Source organism: Motiliproteus sp. (assembly GCF_965230735.1).
Classification (GTDB): Bacteria; Pseudomonadota; Gammaproteobacteria; order Pseudomonadales; family Balneatricaceae; genus Motiliproteus.
The window spans coordinates 520,827-536,095 of sequence record NZ_OZ246016.1; the positions used below are offsets into that span (position 1 = coordinate 520,827).

14 protein-coding genes are annotated in these 15,269 nt (G+C 61.8%); 5 read left to right on the plus strand and 9 right to left on the minus strand.

Going from position 1 to position 15,269, the window contains the following annotated elements; genetic code table 11:
- The first annotated feature begins 32 nt into the window (after positions 1 to 32).
- The 4 genes from ACO05M_RS02485 to modC are packed head-to-tail and all read left to right on the plus strand — an operon-like array spanning position 33 to position 2,916.
- Complete coding sequence (locus ACO05M_RS02485) at positions 33 to 368, plus strand: winged helix-turn-helix domain-containing protein (protein WP_421867314.1); 336 nt, start codon at positions 33 to 35, stop codon at positions 366 to 368.
- Positions 369 to 1,124 carry a molybdate ABC transporter substrate-binding protein gene (gene modA / locus ACO05M_RS02490; RefSeq protein ID WP_421867317.1) on the plus strand — a complete coding sequence of 252 codons (756 nt, stop codon included), beginning with the start codon at positions 369 to 371 and terminating at the stop codon, positions 1,122 to 1,124.
- Positions 1,125 to 1,133: 9 nt separating this feature from the next.
- Positions 1,134 to 1,811 carry a molybdate ABC transporter permease subunit gene (gene modB, locus ACO05M_RS02495; RefSeq protein ID WP_421867320.1) on the plus strand — a complete coding sequence of 226 codons (678 nt, stop codon included), beginning with the start codon at positions 1,134 to 1,136 and terminating at the stop codon, positions 1,809 to 1,811.
- A gap of 34 nt (positions 1,812 to 1,845) precedes the next feature.
- Positions 1,846 to 2,916: a molybdenum ABC transporter ATP-binding protein gene (modC, locus tag ACO05M_RS02500; protein WP_421867323.1), complete on the plus strand. Its 1,071-nt coding sequence runs from the start codon at positions 1,846 to 1,848 to the stop codon at positions 2,914 to 2,916.
- Between the two features lie 87 nt (positions 2,917 to 3,003).
- Here the strand turns inward: modC and ACO05M_RS02505 are convergent, their stop codons facing one another.
- Positions 3,004 to 3,207, minus strand: a complete 204-nt coding sequence (locus tag ACO05M_RS02505; protein WP_421867325.1) for a putative motility protein — start codon at positions 3,205 to 3,207, stop codon at positions 3,004 to 3,006.
- A 150-nt stretch (positions 3,208 to 3,357) separates the two neighbouring features.
- On the opposite strand from ACO05M_RS02505, the gene ACO05M_RS02510 reads away from it, so the two are divergent.
- Positions 3,358 to 4,308 carry an AEC family transporter gene (locus tag ACO05M_RS02510; RefSeq protein WP_421867327.1) on the plus strand — a complete coding sequence of 317 codons (951 nt, stop codon included), beginning with the start codon at positions 3,358 to 3,360 and terminating at the stop codon, positions 4,306 to 4,308.
- Between the two features lie 44 nt (positions 4,309 to 4,352).
- Here the strand turns inward: ACO05M_RS02510 and ACO05M_RS02515 are convergent, their stop codons facing one another.
- From ACO05M_RS02515 to cbiE, 8 genes are all read right to left on the minus strand, one after another.
- A complete protein-coding gene (locus ACO05M_RS02515) occupies positions 4,353 to 5,525 on the minus strand; it encodes a sirohydrochlorin chelatase (RefSeq protein ID WP_421870631.1) in 1,173 nt (390 codons plus the stop codon).
- A gap of 155 nt (positions 5,526 to 5,680) precedes the next feature.
- Positions 5,681 to 9,607, minus strand: coding sequence for a cobaltochelatase subunit CobN (gene cobN / locus ACO05M_RS02520; protein ID WP_421867330.1), 3,927 nt, complete (start codon positions 9,605 to 9,607; stop codon positions 5,681 to 5,683).
- A 21-nt stretch (positions 9,608 to 9,628) separates the two neighbouring features.
- Positions 9,629 to 10,720: a cobalamin biosynthesis protein CobW gene (gene cobW / locus ACO05M_RS02525; protein ID WP_421867333.1), complete on the minus strand. Its 1,092-nt coding sequence runs from the start codon at positions 10,718 to 10,720 to the stop codon at positions 9,629 to 9,631.
- 44 nt (positions 10,721 to 10,764) lie between these two features.
- Positions 10,765 to 11,556, minus strand: coding sequence for a precorrin-4 C(11)-methyltransferase (cobM, locus tag ACO05M_RS02530; RefSeq protein WP_421867336.1), 792 nt, complete (start codon positions 11,554 to 11,556; stop codon positions 10,765 to 10,767).
- A gap of 46 nt (positions 11,557 to 11,602) precedes the next feature.
- Complete coding sequence (gene cobJ / locus ACO05M_RS02535; RefSeq protein WP_421867339.1) at positions 11,603 to 12,379, minus strand: precorrin-3B C(17)-methyltransferase; 777 nt, start codon at positions 12,377 to 12,379, stop codon at positions 11,603 to 11,605.
- 41 nt (positions 12,380 to 12,420) lie between these two features.
- The gene (locus tag ACO05M_RS02540) at positions 12,421 to 13,209 is read right to left on the minus strand and encodes a cobalamin biosynthesis protein (protein WP_421867341.1); all 789 of its coding nucleotides are present in this window, start codon (positions 13,207 to 13,209) and stop codon (positions 12,421 to 12,423) included.
- A complete protein-coding gene (gene cobI / locus ACO05M_RS02545) occupies positions 13,209 to 13,979 on the minus strand; it encodes a precorrin-2 C(20)-methyltransferase (RefSeq protein ID WP_421867343.1) in 771 nt (256 codons plus the stop codon). The genes ACO05M_RS02540 and cobI overlap by 1 nt, the downstream gene beginning before the upstream one ends.
- Positions 13,966 to 15,264: a precorrin-6y C5,15-methyltransferase (decarboxylating) subunit CbiE gene (gene cbiE, locus ACO05M_RS02550; RefSeq protein WP_421867346.1), complete on the minus strand. Its 1,299-nt coding sequence runs from the start codon at positions 15,262 to 15,264 to the stop codon at positions 13,966 to 13,968. Before cbiE ends, cobI begins: the two co-directional genes overlap by 14 nt.
- Positions 15,265 to 15,269: the final 5 nt, after the last annotated feature.

Sequence of the window (15,269 nt, forward strand, 5' to 3'; positions counted from 1 at the left end):
TACGGAGAATCACGAATACCCCGAGAATTGATATGGAATATCGTCTACATGGCCGGGTCTGGATTGAGGGCCCCGAAGGGACGTTTTTGGGCTACGGTCGCGTCGTCCTGTTGGAGCGAATCCGCGATCACGGATCAATCCGTGCCGCGGCCCGCTCGATGGAGATGTCTTACCGCCATGCCTGGAAACTGGTCGACTCGATGAACCGCCAGAGCCGCGAACCGGTGGTCGAAAAGAGCACCGGAGGACGCGGCGGCGGTGGCGCCAAACTGACCGAATCGGGCCAACGGGCGGTCGACTGCTTCTGGCAGGCCTACCAGGATTACCGCGACTACCTCAGCCACCGTTCGGCCAGCCTGGATCTGTAGATGAGTTCACCCCGCGTCCTCCTGCTACTTGGCTGCTGGCTGCTTCTGCTTAGCCCGACCGGCCAGGCCGATACCCTGCGCATCGCGGTGGCGAGCAACTTCAGCGACGCCATCCGCCCCCTGGCGCGGCAGTTCGAGGCCGACAGCGGCCATCGGATCCAACTGATCTTCGGCTCCACCGGCAAGCACTACGCGCAGATCCTCAATGGAGCCCCGTTCGACGCCTTCCTGGCCGCCGACAGCCGTCGTCCCGAGCTGCTCGAACAACAGGGTCGGACCGTCGCCGGTAGCCGTTTCACCTACGCCATCGGCCAACTGGCCCTGTGGAGCCCCGACCCGAACGGCGGCGACCTGCAACAACAGCTTAAACTGACGCAGTTCCGCCACCTGGCGATCGCCAACCCGAAACTGGCCCCGTATGGTCGCGCCGCCTGGCAGCTGCTCGACAAGCTTGGCCTGCAACAATCACTACGCGGCAAGCTGGTGCGCGGGGAAAACATCGGTCAGACCTTTCATTTTGTCAGTAGCGGCAACGCCGAACTCGGCCTGGTGGCACTGTCCCAGATCACCGATCCACAGCAACCGATTCCCGGCCGCCACTGGCTGGTCGCCCCCTCACTGTACGAACCGATCGTGCAGCAGGCGGTGCAACTCCAACGCAGTCCGGCCATCGATGCTTTTATGAATTATCTGCGTAGCGACTCGGTGATCGAGCTAATCCGCCAGCATGGCTACGCAATTCCGGAGGGCCGCTAGGCAGACGGAATGGAAACGAGTGATCTGAGCGCCCTGAGCATCACCCTGCAGCTGGCCGGGCTGACCACCCTGATCCTGCTGCTGCTCGGCACCCCGCTGGCCTGGTGGCTGGCACGCTCGCGCTGGCGCTACAAGTTCCTGCTTGAGGCGGTGATCGCGCTACCGCTGGTATTGCCGCCGACGGTGCTGGGGTTCTACCTGCTGATTGCGCTAGGTCCCAATGGCCCGATCGGCGGACTGGCCGAAGCCCTCGGTGGACGCTCGCTGGCGTTCAGTTTCACCGGGCTGGTGATCGGCTCGGTGTTCTACTCGATGCCGTTTGTGGTGCAGCCGCTGCAAAACGCCTTCACCGCCATCGGCCCGCGGCCGCTTGAAGTGGCCGCCACACTGCGGGCCGGCCCCCTGGACCGTTTCTTTACCGTGGCCGTACCATTGGCCCGCTCGGGCTTCCTGACCGCCACGGTGCTGGGCTTTGCCCATACCGTCGGCGAGTTCGGGGTGGTGCTGATGATTGGCGGTAATATTCCCGGCGAGACCCAGGTCCTGTCGATCGCGATCTATGATCATGTCGAAGCCCTCGAGTACGGCCAGGCCCACTGGCTCTCCGGTGGTCTGCTGGCGATGTCGTTCGCACTGCTGATCCTGGTCTATGCCCTCAACCGCCGCTTCGCGGTGGTCAAATCCTGAGTCGATAAAACTGTGCCGATGAGAGTCCACACCGATGAGTATTGAGGCCCGTTTCCGGCTCCAAAAAGACCGTTTCAGGCTGGATGTTGATCTGCAGCTGCCTGATCGAGGTGTGACGGCGATCTTCGGCCCCTCCGGTTGCGGCAAGACCACCCTGCTGCGACTGATCGCCGGGCTGGAGCACAGCCCTGACGGCCAATTGCGAATCGGCGACAGCTGGTGGCAGAAAGACGGTCAAAGCCTGCCGACCCACCGCCGTCCAATCGGGTATGTATTTCAGGAAGCCAGCCTGTTCCCCCATCTGAGCGCCCGCGCCAACCTCGAATACGGCGTTCGCCGGGTCCCTAAGCCGCAGCGCAAAGTGTCGCTGGAGCAGGCGATCGAGCTGCTGCAGATCGGCGAGCTGCTGGAGCGGATGCCCGATCGCCTCTCCGGCGGCGAACGCCAACGGGTCGCCATCGCCCGAGCACTGGCGGCCGGCCCGCAACTGCTGCTGATGGACGAGCCGCTGTCGGCGCTGGACCTGAAGCGCAAGCGCGAAATCCTGCCCTATCTGGAACAGCTCCATGATCAACTGCAGATTCCGATCCTGTACGTCACCCACGCCCCCGACGAAGTGGCCCGCCTGGCCGATCATCTGGTACTGCTCGAACAGGGTCGTGTACTGGCAAGCGGACCCCTGGATCAGACCCTGAGCCGACTCGATCTGCCGCTGCGCAAGGATGAAGATGCCGGCGTGGTGATCAAGGCCACGGTGGCCGAGAAAGACAGCCGCTGGCACCTGGCCCGAGCCCAGTTCGACGGTGGCAGCCTCTGGGTCAAAGACAGCGGCCTACCCCTGGACAAGCCGGTACGACTGCGGGTGCTGGCCCGCGATATCAGTCTGGCGCTGGAGCAGCACCCGGACCAGAGCATCCAGAACCTGCTGCCGGCCCGAATTGCCGAAATCGTCAGCAACGATCATCCGGCGGTGGCGCTGGTGCGAGCCGAAGTCGGCACCACCTCACTGCTGGCGAGGGTCACCAGTCGAGCGTTGGATAGTTTAGGGCTGAAGGTCGGCAGTTCGGTGTGGTTGCAGATCAAGTCGGTGGCGGTGTTGGAATAATCTTCTCGCTGACCTATCACTCGACCTATCAGGAAACGAAAACGCCGCCATAAAAAGAGCAGAATTTTCGTTAATATAGAAAAGGAATCAAGCGGTGGTATTGATCCTAGTACCAACCCGATCAGTGGGCGCACTCGGACTCACCTGCTGGGTCTGCGCGCTGTTGGCCGCAGGTGCGGCAGACTGGATCAACTGCAGAACCTGCTGACCCTGAACCTGCTGCTGATCGAGGGCTTTCTTGTAGACGGCGGTGGCAATCTCATTGCCCAGTCGGATGCTGGTCAAACTCATAACGGTCTCTCTCGCTAGACCCCCATCATACGCCCCTCGGCGCTAAAGTGAACGCTTGCTGCCGAGCCACCATCCCCTTACCATCGCCTTCTGCCCCGACTAACGACCTTACCGGCCCGGGCGGACTCGTGAACTTGGCTCGGACCCGCTATGGACGCCTTTCTCAACAACCTGCAGTTTTCGCTCTCGATCACCGGGCCGATCTTTATCGTCATGACGCTGGGCTGGTTGCTGAACCGGCGTGGGATGATCAACGACAACTTTATCGACATCGGCTCCAAGCTGGTGTTCAACGTCACCCTACCGGCACTGCTGTTTATCAACATCAGTCGCACCAGCATCGAGCAGACCGCCAACCTGACTCTGCTCGGGGTCGGGCTGTTCGGCACCCTGCTGCTTTTTCTACTGTTCGAATTCCTGGTCGCCCGCCGGGTCGAGCCCAGCAGCGAACGCGGCGTGGTGGTTCAGGGCGCGTTTCGCTCCAACATGGGCATCATCGGCCTGGCATACTGCTTCAACGCCTACGGTAACGATGGCCTGGTGACCGCCTCGCTCTATCTGGCCCTGGTCACCATCCTGTTCAACATCTTGTCGGTGATCACCCTGAGCCGCTCGCTGAATCGAGATACCGGCTTTCGCAGTACCCTGAAAGGAATCCTCAAAAATCCGCTGATAATCGGCATCGTCATGGCCCTGCCGTTGGCCTGGTATCAGGTCGAGCTACCCGCGATGGTGATCCGCACCGGTGAATACTTCGCCCAGATGACCCTGCCGCTAGCCCTGTTGTGCACCGGCGCCAGCCTCAACTTCAGCGCCCTGCGGCACGACCGTAAAAACGCCATGCTGGCCGCCAGCCTGAAACTGCTGGTGGTCCCGCTGACCCTGACCCTCGGAGGTATCCTGCTCGGTTTACGCGGAATCGAACTGGGTGTGCTGCTGCTGATGACCTGCTCCCCCACCGCCGCCGCCAGCTACGTGATGGTTCGCGCCATGGGCGGCAACGCCACCCTGGCCGCCAATATCATCGCCATTACCACGCTTTGCTCACTGCTGACCACCAGCGCAGGGGTGACGCTGTTGAAGTTGCTCGAGTTGATTTAGAAACAGCGGCTGGCCATCTCAAGCCACCAGCCGCTTCCATCTAACTACTGATGCGCTGGCGTACTGGCCGGATCAATATCCCCAATCCGGTCGGCTTCTTCGTCCAGAATCTCCTGCGGGAACTGGCTCATAAAGCAGCAGCAGATACCTTCACCGATCATCGTGCGTGGTCCCAGCGGGTGGGCGATATGCTTGTAGATACCGTGGGAGTGGCCATGATCGTGGGAATGGTCATGTGAATGGCCGAGCGAATGGTCATGGCTATGATCACCGTGGTGGTGATGGCCGTGGTGATGGGTATGGCTGTGGCCCTTGCCGTGACTGTCCTCGTGGGAGTGGGTGTGCTCGTGGTTGTCACCGTCGGGCTGGTACTCGGCATGGTGGTGGTGAATATCCACTTCACCGGCAGCCAGACGGCGCTGGAAGGACTGCATCAGGTTTTCGTCCCCATTAACCTCACCGCCCATGATTTCACGGACCCGGTTCTCGAACGCATCGATCACCTTGGGATGGTCATTCAGGTAGTCGGCCTTAATAAATTCGACGCCGGGGTTTTCGGCCGCCACCTTGTCGACGTAGCCGTAGATCCGCTTGATCAGGCGGCCGGTAAACAGGAAGTAAGGCGCCACTACGACACGCTGGTAACCCAGCTTCAGCAGTTTCTCCAGACCGATACCCACCGACGGGTAGGTAACTCCGGAGTAGACGGTATCGGCCCAGCCGAAGCCCATGTTTTCATTGACGATGCGGGTCAGCTTGGCAGCTTCGGCATTGGCCTCGGTATCGGAGGTACCACGACCGACTACCACCAGCAGGGTGTCGTAGAGGGACTCGGGGGGATTCTCAGGATCCAGCCCCAGCGCTTCGTAGATACGGCTCTGGAAGGCGTCGATCATCGCCGGCTGCAGTCCCAGCTCCTCACCGTACTGCACCTCGACCTGGCGGCCGTGTTCGCGACAGCTCTCGCCGAAGGTGGTCAGGACCGACGGAATATCATTCTTGGCATGGGTGGCAGCAAACAGCATCCCAGGCACCGCCAGGATCTCTTCAACCCCCTGGTCGATCAGGGCGTTGAGTCCCATATGGATGTTCGGGGCCGAAAACTCCAAAAAACCGTATTCGACCGGCAGCTCCGGGAAGCGTTGCTTCAGCCCGGCCGCTACCCGGCCGAACTCGCGTTCTGCATCCTTGTCACGGCTGCCATGTCCGCACACCATAATACCTTGCTTAGGCACTGTTCTTTCTCCAGTAATCTCGGCCGATTCGGTTCGGCCAAACAATCTATTTTATCCTATCCGCCCCCGAAGAAGCGGTCGTAATTTGATCTTAAAACGGGCGGATCAGCTGCATCCGCGCTTGAGCGCTCAACGACTCAGGTTGCTTGCTCCTGACGCTGATCCAGCTCCAGCAGCAGGTCTTGGAGCTTGTGGGCCTGCTCGCCCGGCTCGGACCAGAGCCCACGCTGGGTCGCTTCCAGCAGTCGTTCGGCAATTTCTTCCAGCGCATCCGGATTATGTTGCTCCAGAAACTGCCGATTCTCGGGCTCGAACAATAGCGTCTCGCTGACCTGCTGATATTGGTAATCGTCGATCAGTTCGGTGGTGGCGTCGTAGGCGAACAGGTAGTCGACACTGGCGCTCATCTCGAACGCGCCCTTGTAACCGTGTTCACGCATCGCGGTGAGCCACTTCGGGTTCAGCAGCCGTGAGCGGATCACCCGGTTCAACTCCTCCTTGAGGGTCCGAATCTTCGGCTGCATCGGGTTGGCGTGGTCGCCGTGGTAGACCTGCGGCGCTTTGCCGGCGAACTGTTCCACCGCATTGCTCATGCCGCCCTGGAACTGGTAGTAATCGTCCGAATCGAGCAGATCGTGCTCGCGGTTGTCCTGGTTTTGGATCACCACCTCGAGCTGCGACAACCGGTGCTGGAACGCTTGTGGCGCCTCCACGCCGTCGCTCAGACTGCCGTCAGAAGGCGCAGTTCCCGCCTGTGCGAAGGCTTGATGATCGCCGTAGGCGTAGCCGCCCCAGTTCAGGTAGGCCTCGGCCAGATCCGAGCGCTGCTCCCAGCAACGCTCGTCGATCAACCCCTGTAGCCCGGCGCCATAAGCCCCCGGCTTGCTACCAAAGACCCGGTAGCTGGCCTGGCGCGCGGCCTCAGCGGGATCTAACCCCTCAGTCTGCAGCTGCGCCTGGCGCTGTTCGATATGGGCCCGGATCCGGTTACCGTCGCCCGGCTCGTCCAGCGCGGCCAGTTTGCGTACCGCCGCATCGAACAGTCGCATCACGTTGGGAAAGGCATCGCGGAAAAAGCCGGATACCCGCAGCGTCACATCGACCCGTGGCCGACCCAACTGCTGGCAGCCGATCACTTCGAAATCGACCACCCGGTTCGAACCCGGCGCCCAGATCGGTCGAACCCCCATCAGCGCGAATGCCTGGGCGATATCATCGCCGCCGGTTCGCATGGTTGCGGTGCCCCAGACCGACAGGCCGAGCTGGGCCGGGTAGTCACCGTGCTCCTGCAAGTGCCGCTCGATCAGCGCCTGAGCCGAACGCTGACCGATCGCCCAGGCCGCCGGAGACGGGATTGAGCGGTTGTCGACCGAGTAGAAGTTACGCCCGGTGGGCAGGGTATCGAGCCGACCCCGGGTCGGCGCGCCGCTCGGGCCTGGGTCGACAAAGCGACCCTCCAAGCCATCCAGCAAAGCGCCGATCTCCTGCTCGGCGCTGAGGTTCAACGCCCGCATCAGGGTGGCACGGGCATAATCGAGCTGGGCTCGGGTTCGGGGCAGTCCGGCAAGCTCCTTGAACGGCTCTGAATCCGAATCTGATAGCAGGTACTGCTCGATCAGCTGCTGCGCCAACAGCTCCAGGCGCTCTCGGGTATCGGCTTCGCTACGCCAATGGCTGTCGCAAACCTGCTGCAGCACCTCCGGTCGCTCGCCCCGCCAGGGCTGTACCGAGGCTTCCAGCGGATCGAAAGGTTCGCCATCCTGCTGCAAAACCAAATCCAGCGCCAGGTTGTGCAGGATTCCTTGGGCCTCGGCACCGTCGCCGCGCGGCAAACGCAGCAGCGCCACCAGGGTCTCGGCCAGTTTCTGCGGCCTGGGCAGCTGGCCCAGAATATGCAGACCGTGGCGGATCTGCGCCTCTTTGATATCGCAGAGGTAGGCGTCGAGTTCGTTCAGCAACGCCTCGTCATCGTCGCCCGCCTCGCTGGCCAGCTCCTGATCCAGGTGGGTCTTGCGCACCTGCTCGATGATCTGCTGGCGCAACCAGCCCTGGCGCTGATCATCCATCCCCATGGCCTGGTAATACTCGTCCACCAAGCCTTCCAGCTCGGCCAATTCTGCATAGGTTTCGGCCCGACTCATCGGCGGCATCAGATGGTCAATCACCACCGCCTGGGTGCGACGCTTGGCCTGAGCCCCCTCACCCGGGTCGTTGACGATAAAGGGGTAGAAGTGGGGCATCGGTCCGAGGGCAATATCGGGCCAGCATTCGGCCGATAGCGCCGAGCCCTTGCCCGGCAACCACTCCAGATTACCGTGCTTACCCACATGCACCACCGCATCGACCCGATAGCAATTGCGTAGCCAGAAGTAGAACGCCAGGTAGCTGTGGGGCGGGATCAGGTCCGGGTCGTGGTAGTTAGCGGCCAGATCCAGATTGAAGCCTCGCGCCGGTTGAATCCCGATAAAGGTCTCGCCGAGCCTTATGCCGGCCAGCATCAGACGGCCGTTGCGGCACTTGGGATCCATCTCCGGGCCACCCCAGCGCTGCAGCACCGCCTGTTGGCAGGCGTCGGGCAGCTCGGCAAAGGCGCGCTGGTAGTCCTCCAGCGCGATCGATTGCCAGCACTTCCGTTGGTGCAGGGTATTGGGGTTGTTGGTCACCGCCCCCAACAACTCTCGAATCAAGCTATCACCATCCTCCGGCTGTCCTGACTCGTCGCCGAGCGGATAACCGGCCCGATGCAGCGCCCGCAGGATATTCACCGTCGAGGCCGGCGTATCAAGCCCAACCCCGTTGCCGATTCGACCGTCTTTGGTCGGGTAGTTGGCCAGGATCAGCGCAATCCGCTTGTCCGGGTTAGGTTTACCCGCCAGGCCACAGTGGGCCAACGCCAGCCGGGCGACAAAATCGGCCCGCTCCGGGTGCAGCGAATAACGCACCACCGACAGCTGCCCCCGCGGATCGAAGTGGCTCTCGGATTTGAAACTCAAGGCGCGGGTATGGATCCGTCCGTCCATCTCCGGCAACACCACCTGCATGGCGATATCGCGGCTTCGCAGGCCCTGTTTGTGGTCGAGCCAGTCCTGCTCGGTGCTGCTCGAAAGCACCAGCTGCAACACCGGCAACGGCTGCTCGAACGGTGACTCAAATCGGGTCGGTTGCGAGCTCAGCTCCGGGCTGGCGACAGTGTTGGAGGCAAAGCCGGTGCTGTTGATAATCAGCTTGGCACCGCTCTGCTCGATCAGCCGGTTCACCAGCAGTAAGGATTCGGCATCCTTCAGTGATGCGATCGCCACCGGCAATGGGCAAAGACCGGCCTGCTCCAGCGCCGAGATCAAGCCATCAAACATAGCCGTGTTATCGCTCTGCAGATGGGAGCGGTAAAACAGCAGCGCGACTACTGGCCGCGCTGTAGCACTTGGTCTCGTTCGCGCTTCGCGGGCCTGCAGCTTATCGCGATAGGCCTGCCATTCGGCGAAGCTGGCTTGTCCGGCGGAACTCGGCAGGTAGAGCAAACAGTGGGGCAACGGTCGCGGTTCGCGCCAGTTCAGCGCTAACCCGAAGTACTCGGCGGCAACATAGTTCAGCAGCTCGCGGCTGTTATCGATGCCGCTCTCACGCAGGTAGCGCCAGACCCGATGGCAATCAGGCTCGGCAACGCTGGAGGCCTCGAACAGTTCCGGATCGACCGCATCGTCGCCCGGCACGATCACCAGAGTTCGTGACGGATCAGCCTCGGCCCAGGCCTGCAGCCGTTCAAAGCCATAGCGCCAGTAACTGGCCCCGCCGAGCAGCGACACCACCACCACCCGGGCATGCTCGAGCACCTTGTGCTCGTACAGATCGTAGGCCGCCGGTTTGAGCAATTGCACCCAGTTGGCCAGTCGAACCTGCGGCAACGATCCGCCCTCTGGCGCAACGAATCGCTCCAGTGCACCGGACAGCGCCGCCAACACGCTGTCGGCAGCGGCCAGAACCACGACCTCGGCCGGATCCTGATCCAGGTCGATAATGCCCTCATCGTCGACGAAACCGCCCGGTTGTGCTGCCAGTAGATGCATCTTGCTACGCCAAACTCCAGGTTAAACCAACGCGGTTTCTAAGGCGTTGCGAATAGTAGCTTCGTCGATCCCTTTGCCGATAAACACCAGCTGGGTGCGACGATCTTCGTCGGCGTTCCAGGGACGATCGAAATAGACATCCAGCCGCTTACCGACCGCCTGCAGTACCTGACGCATCGGTTTACCCGGCAGCGCGGCGAAGCCCTTGGCCCGGAAGATATTGAATTCGTTGATCAGGCCGCCAAGCACCTGCTGCAGTTTGGCGCTGTCGACCTCACCCAGGCCGATCACGAACGAATCGAAGTGATCGTGGGCGTGGTCATGATCGTGGCCGTGGGCGTGATGGTGATCGTGGTGATTATGGACCGACTCGATCCGTTCTTCTGCGGCCGCATCCAGCCCCATCAACAGATCCAGGTCCGCTTCACCCTGGCTGATATAGGTGGTCTTAACCGCCGCCGGCACCCGCTGACTGACGACCGCTTCCACTTGCTCGCGCTCGACGGCTTCCAGCAGATCGTTCTTGCTGACCACCACCAGATCGGCAGCGCTGAGCTGGTCTTCCAGCAGTTCCTGCAGGCTCGGATCATGGTCGAGGCTATCGTCGGCCAGGCGCTGGGCCTGGACCTTGTCGGTGTCGTGGGCGAAGCGACCGGCAGCCACGGCCGGACCGTCGATCACGGTAATCACCGCATCGACGGTGCAGTATTCCTTGATCCCCGGCCAGTTGAACGCCTGCACCAGCGGTTTGGGAAGCGCCAGCCCGCTGGTCTCGATCAGGATATGGTCGATGTCGTCGCGACGCTCAACCAACTGCTCCATCACCGGCAGGAACTCCTCCTCGACGGTACAACAGATACAGCCGTTGGCCAGTTCGTAGATACCGCTATCGTCGTCGGCTTTGGCTGTGCTGCAACCTTCAGGAGCCTCATCGTCGCACTCCAGCGGACAGCTACGCAGCAGGTCGGCGTCGATATCCAGTTCGCCGAATTCATTCACAATCACCGCAATGCGCTTGCCTTGGGCCTGCTTCAATACGTTGGACAGCAGCGTGGTCTTACCGCTGCCAAGAAAGCCGGTAACCACGGTGGTGGGGATCTTATTCAGTTGCATCAGTGTGTCTCTTAAGTGGCAATATTTTGGATCGGTGGTTGAACTTAATCGCGTTTCACCGAGCGAGGCGTCTCGGGTTTGACCCGGGGCCGGTAGATATGGGGCTGGTCCTTGGCGTACAGGTAGGACTCATTGAAGTCGTCACAATCGAGCACCGGGCCGACCAGAATCAACGCGGTGCGGGTAAAGCCCTTCTCACGCACCTGAGCGACGATATCCTTCAGCGTGCCGGTCACCTTGTCCTGATCGGGCCAGGAGGTGCGGTAGCAGACCGCCACCGGGCAATCCTCACCGTAGTGGGGAATCAACTCCTCGACGATCTTGTGGATCCGGGTCACCCCCAGGTGGATCGCCAGGGTGGCCCCGCTCTGGGCCAGCTGCGGCAGGCGCTCACGCTCCGGGAACGGGGTCTTGCCCTCGTAGCGGGTCATGATCACCGTCTGGGATACACCGGACAGGGTCAGCTCTTTCTTCAGGTAGGCCGCCGATGCCGCCACCGCGCTGACCCCGGGGATCACCTCGTAATCGATCCCGGCCTGTTGTAGCCGGCGGATCTGCTCGCCGATCGCACCGTACAGCGACGGATCGCCGCACTGCAGCCGGGCCACGTCCTGGCCGTTGCGCTGTGCCTCAAGGATCAGCGCCATGATCTGCTCCAGGTCCAGCGAGGCGGTGTCGATAATCTGCTCCGCCTTACCCTCAACCGATTCGAGCACTTCGCGCGGAATCAACGATCCGGCGTACAGCACCACCGGGCACTGCTGCAGAATCCGATGGCCCTTGAGGGTCATCAGCTCCGGATCGCCGGGACCGGCACCGATAAAATAAACCGTCATCGTTCGGTCTCCCGTTGGCTCAACTGTTGTTTCAAAAAAGGTTCCATCACAGCTTCTTGCGGTAGCCGCGCGGGGTGTAAACCCACTCGCGGGAACCGTTGACGATACGACGCGACTCGCTGTTGCCGACACTGACCAGGGTGAACATATCTACATCCTTGGCGTCGAGCTGATCGAGCCGGATGATCCGGATCGACTCATCCTCACGGGTCAGTTGGCGACCCAGCAGTACCGGGGTTTCGGCCGGACGGTACTGCAGCAGGATGTCGCGGGCGCTGTTGAGCTGCCAATCGCGTTTTTTCGACACCGGGTTGTAGAACGACACCACGAAGTCACCGCTGCCGGCACTGTGAATCCGCTTCTCGATGGTCTGCCACGGGGTCAGCAGATCCGACAGCGAGATGGTGCAGAAATCGTGTCCCAGCAGCGCGCCGACCCGGCTGGCACCAGCCTGCATCGCCGAAATTCCCGGAATCACCTCAACCTCAACATCGAGCCATGCCGGCTGATCTTCCTGGCCCTGCAGTTGGCGATCGAGCAGCTCGAACACCAGCGTCGCCATGGCATAGATACCGATATCGCCGCTGGAAACCAGCGCGGTGGTTTTACCGGACGCGGCCAGATCCAACGCCAACCGGGCGCGGTTGATCTCCTCACCCAGCGGCAGGTCGTGATGGGTCTTGCCATCGCAAACATCGCCGAGCAGCGCCAGATAGAGGCCGTAGGCGACCAGATCGGTACTGGCTTCAACCGCCGCCCGCGCCCGCGGCGCGACCAGATCGGCGGCACCGGGACCGGTACCGACTACAAAAAGCTTGGTCATAAAGGTTACTTAATCCTATTGCGTGAATTCATAACTCGCCCTCAGCCTCGATAGGCCCGGGCGATGGCGCAGGTGGCCTGCGGGTTTTTCTGTTTGTTGAGCACCAGCTCGACCGGCTCACTCGGGTCGGTACGCAGCTGCTGCGCTCCCACCAGCGCCGCCGATTCGGCCACGCCGTAGACCCCGACGGTCTTGAACACGTATTCCGAGCGGGTGCTGAGCTGGTCTTCGACCTGGCTCAGGGCCGCTTTGTCCCAGGTCAGGTAGCTCAACCCGAGCTTGTCAGCTAACCGGATCAATCCGACTTCGTCGGCCTTGATATCGATGCTGTGGAGGCTGTCGATCTGGCTCAGCTCCAGTCCGGCCAATGCCAGACAGTCGAACAGCAGCGACTCCAATGCCTCCAGCGGGCAGTTGCGCTCGCAGCCCATCCCGACGGTATAGCCCGGTTGCTGATAGCGGCGGGCGCTGGTGATCACCGGCTCGGCGCCGATTCGGGAAGCCAGCTCGGCGGCCCAGTCGTTGGCGCCACCCTCGTGACCTGACAGCAGCGCGATCACATGCCGCCCCTGCTCGTCCATCACCAGCACCGGCGGGTCCTGCTTCTTATCGGTCAGCACCGGTGCCAGGGTACGAATCACGATCCCGGTGGCGCAGATAAAGATCAGTCGGCGGCCTTCGCTAAAGGCCTGCTGCACCCTGTCAGAGAACGGCTTGGGGCGGTACCAGAGTTCGGCCCCCAGCAGCTGGTTTTGAAGCTGCTGGCCCAACGCCTTACCCGGCTCGGTCAACGCGACAATAACGATTCCCTGACGACTGGCCGGGCTCATCAATTCAGCTCCTTGCTCGACGGAGCCACCACCCCTTGGTCGATCCCACCGAGCACCACGAACAACGAGAAATAGGGGCCGGCTTCGTCAGCCAACTGACGCACATCATCAACCTGTTGCTGTTGCTCGCGGCCGATATATTCCAGGTAGCGGGCATCATCGAGCCGTCCGGATTGCGCCAGCAGCTGCAGGATTCGCGGCCGTGCCTGGCCGGCTTTCATGATCACCACCGCATCGTGATCGCGCAGTGCTTGCAGAATCTGTTCATCGGAATGGCGACCGCTGACCACCGCAAAGGATTGACGCTGGGTCAGCAGCGGTTGCTGCAACACCGAGGCAGCGGCGTTGACCGATGAAATTCCCGGCACCACCTGGGAGCGCAGCTCGTCGCCCAGCAGCTGTCGCAGCCGATCCAGCAGATAGCTGAATGAGCCGAAGAACAGCGGGTCTCCCTCGCACAGGAACACCACATCCCGTCCAGCGGATAATTCGGCGGCGATCCGCTCGGCGCCCCGGTCGTAAGCCCGATTAATCTCGCTGCGTTCGGTCTGCATCGACACCGCAATCGGCAGTTGAATCTGCAACGGACCGGCCTCGGCCACCGCATCGGCAGCGATCGTCAATGCCTGGGAACTCCCCTGCTCGTTGGTCAGGTAGCTCAGCACCGCCGCGCCGCGGATCAGGCGCCAGGCTTTGACCGTCAGCAGCTCCGGATCACCGGGGCCGACACCAACGCCGTACAGACAACCCGGCTTCTTATTGGGAGCCATGCTCGCCTCCGGCCGTTTTCTGAAACCGGAACAGCACCACCGGCAGATTCGGTTTAAAACACAGCTGACCGGCCAGGGATTCACCCCGAGCCACCCCCAGCTGCACCGATTCCTGGGTCGCCCGATCTCCAAACTGAGCTGTCATCTTCTGGCTGAACTGACTCAGAATCGCCCGGGTCGGCTCGGTCACCGCGCTGGCCACCAGCACACCACCCACCGGCAATCGCTGCCACAGTTGCTCCAGTAGCGGTGCCAGTTCGCCATCGCTACCGCCGACGAACACCTTATCCGGCACGGCCAGCTCTTCTAGGGCGTCGGGGGCCCTTCCTTCGATGATCTCCAAGTTGGCCACCACGCCGAACCGCTCACGGTTTTGGCGCAGGCAATCGAGTCGTTGCGGATGCTTTTCGATCGCCACCACCTCGGCCTCGGGCTGCCAGTAGGCCAGCTCCACCGCGACGCCGCCGCAGCCGGCACCGATATCCCAAACCCGCTCGCCCTTGGCCAGTTGCAGCAGCGACAGAATGCTCAGGCGTACTTCGCGCTTGCTGATCATCCCCTTGCCCGGCTCGTCGCCGTCGGTGATGAAATGATGATCGGCGATCCCCGGGAAACGGGGCAGCCAGCCGTCGCCGGCCGGTTCGATCAGGGTCAGGTGCAGCGGATCGAAGCCGTAGTCCCCATCGATCAGCTGTTCCACGCTGAACGAGCGCACCTGCTCCTGCGGGTAGCCCAACGCCTCAACGACGGTCAAGCGGCTCTGGTCAAAACCGCAATCGCGACAGATCCGCGCCAGCGCCCAGGGCGAGCTGTGCTTGTCGGTCAGAATCAGCAGTGGCTGATTGGGGCGCAGCCGGGTCCGCAGCTTCTGCACCGGTCGGCCGTGCAGGCTCAACACTTCGATATCCTGTTGTGACAGCCCCAATCGATGACAGGCGCCCTGGATCGATGAGGTACCCGGATAGCTGGTAACCCGATCGGCCGGAAAACTGTTATGACACCAGCGACCGATGCCGTAATAGAGCGGATCGCCGGAGGCCAGCACCGCCACCGAGCGATACTCACCGCTATGGATCGCTTTCTTGAGCACCGGAATCCCACGGAACTCATGCAATTGTTGCGGTGTTTCGGCTTTCCGATAGGTTTCCACCGTCTGCAACTGCCGTGGTGAACCCACCACCAGATCGGCCTGCTGCAGCGCCTCGATCGCATCCGGGGTCAGTTGCGCGGTTTCATCGATACCCAGCCCAATTACATGCAGGTATGGCAGTTGTTCTGTCGTCATTTCGG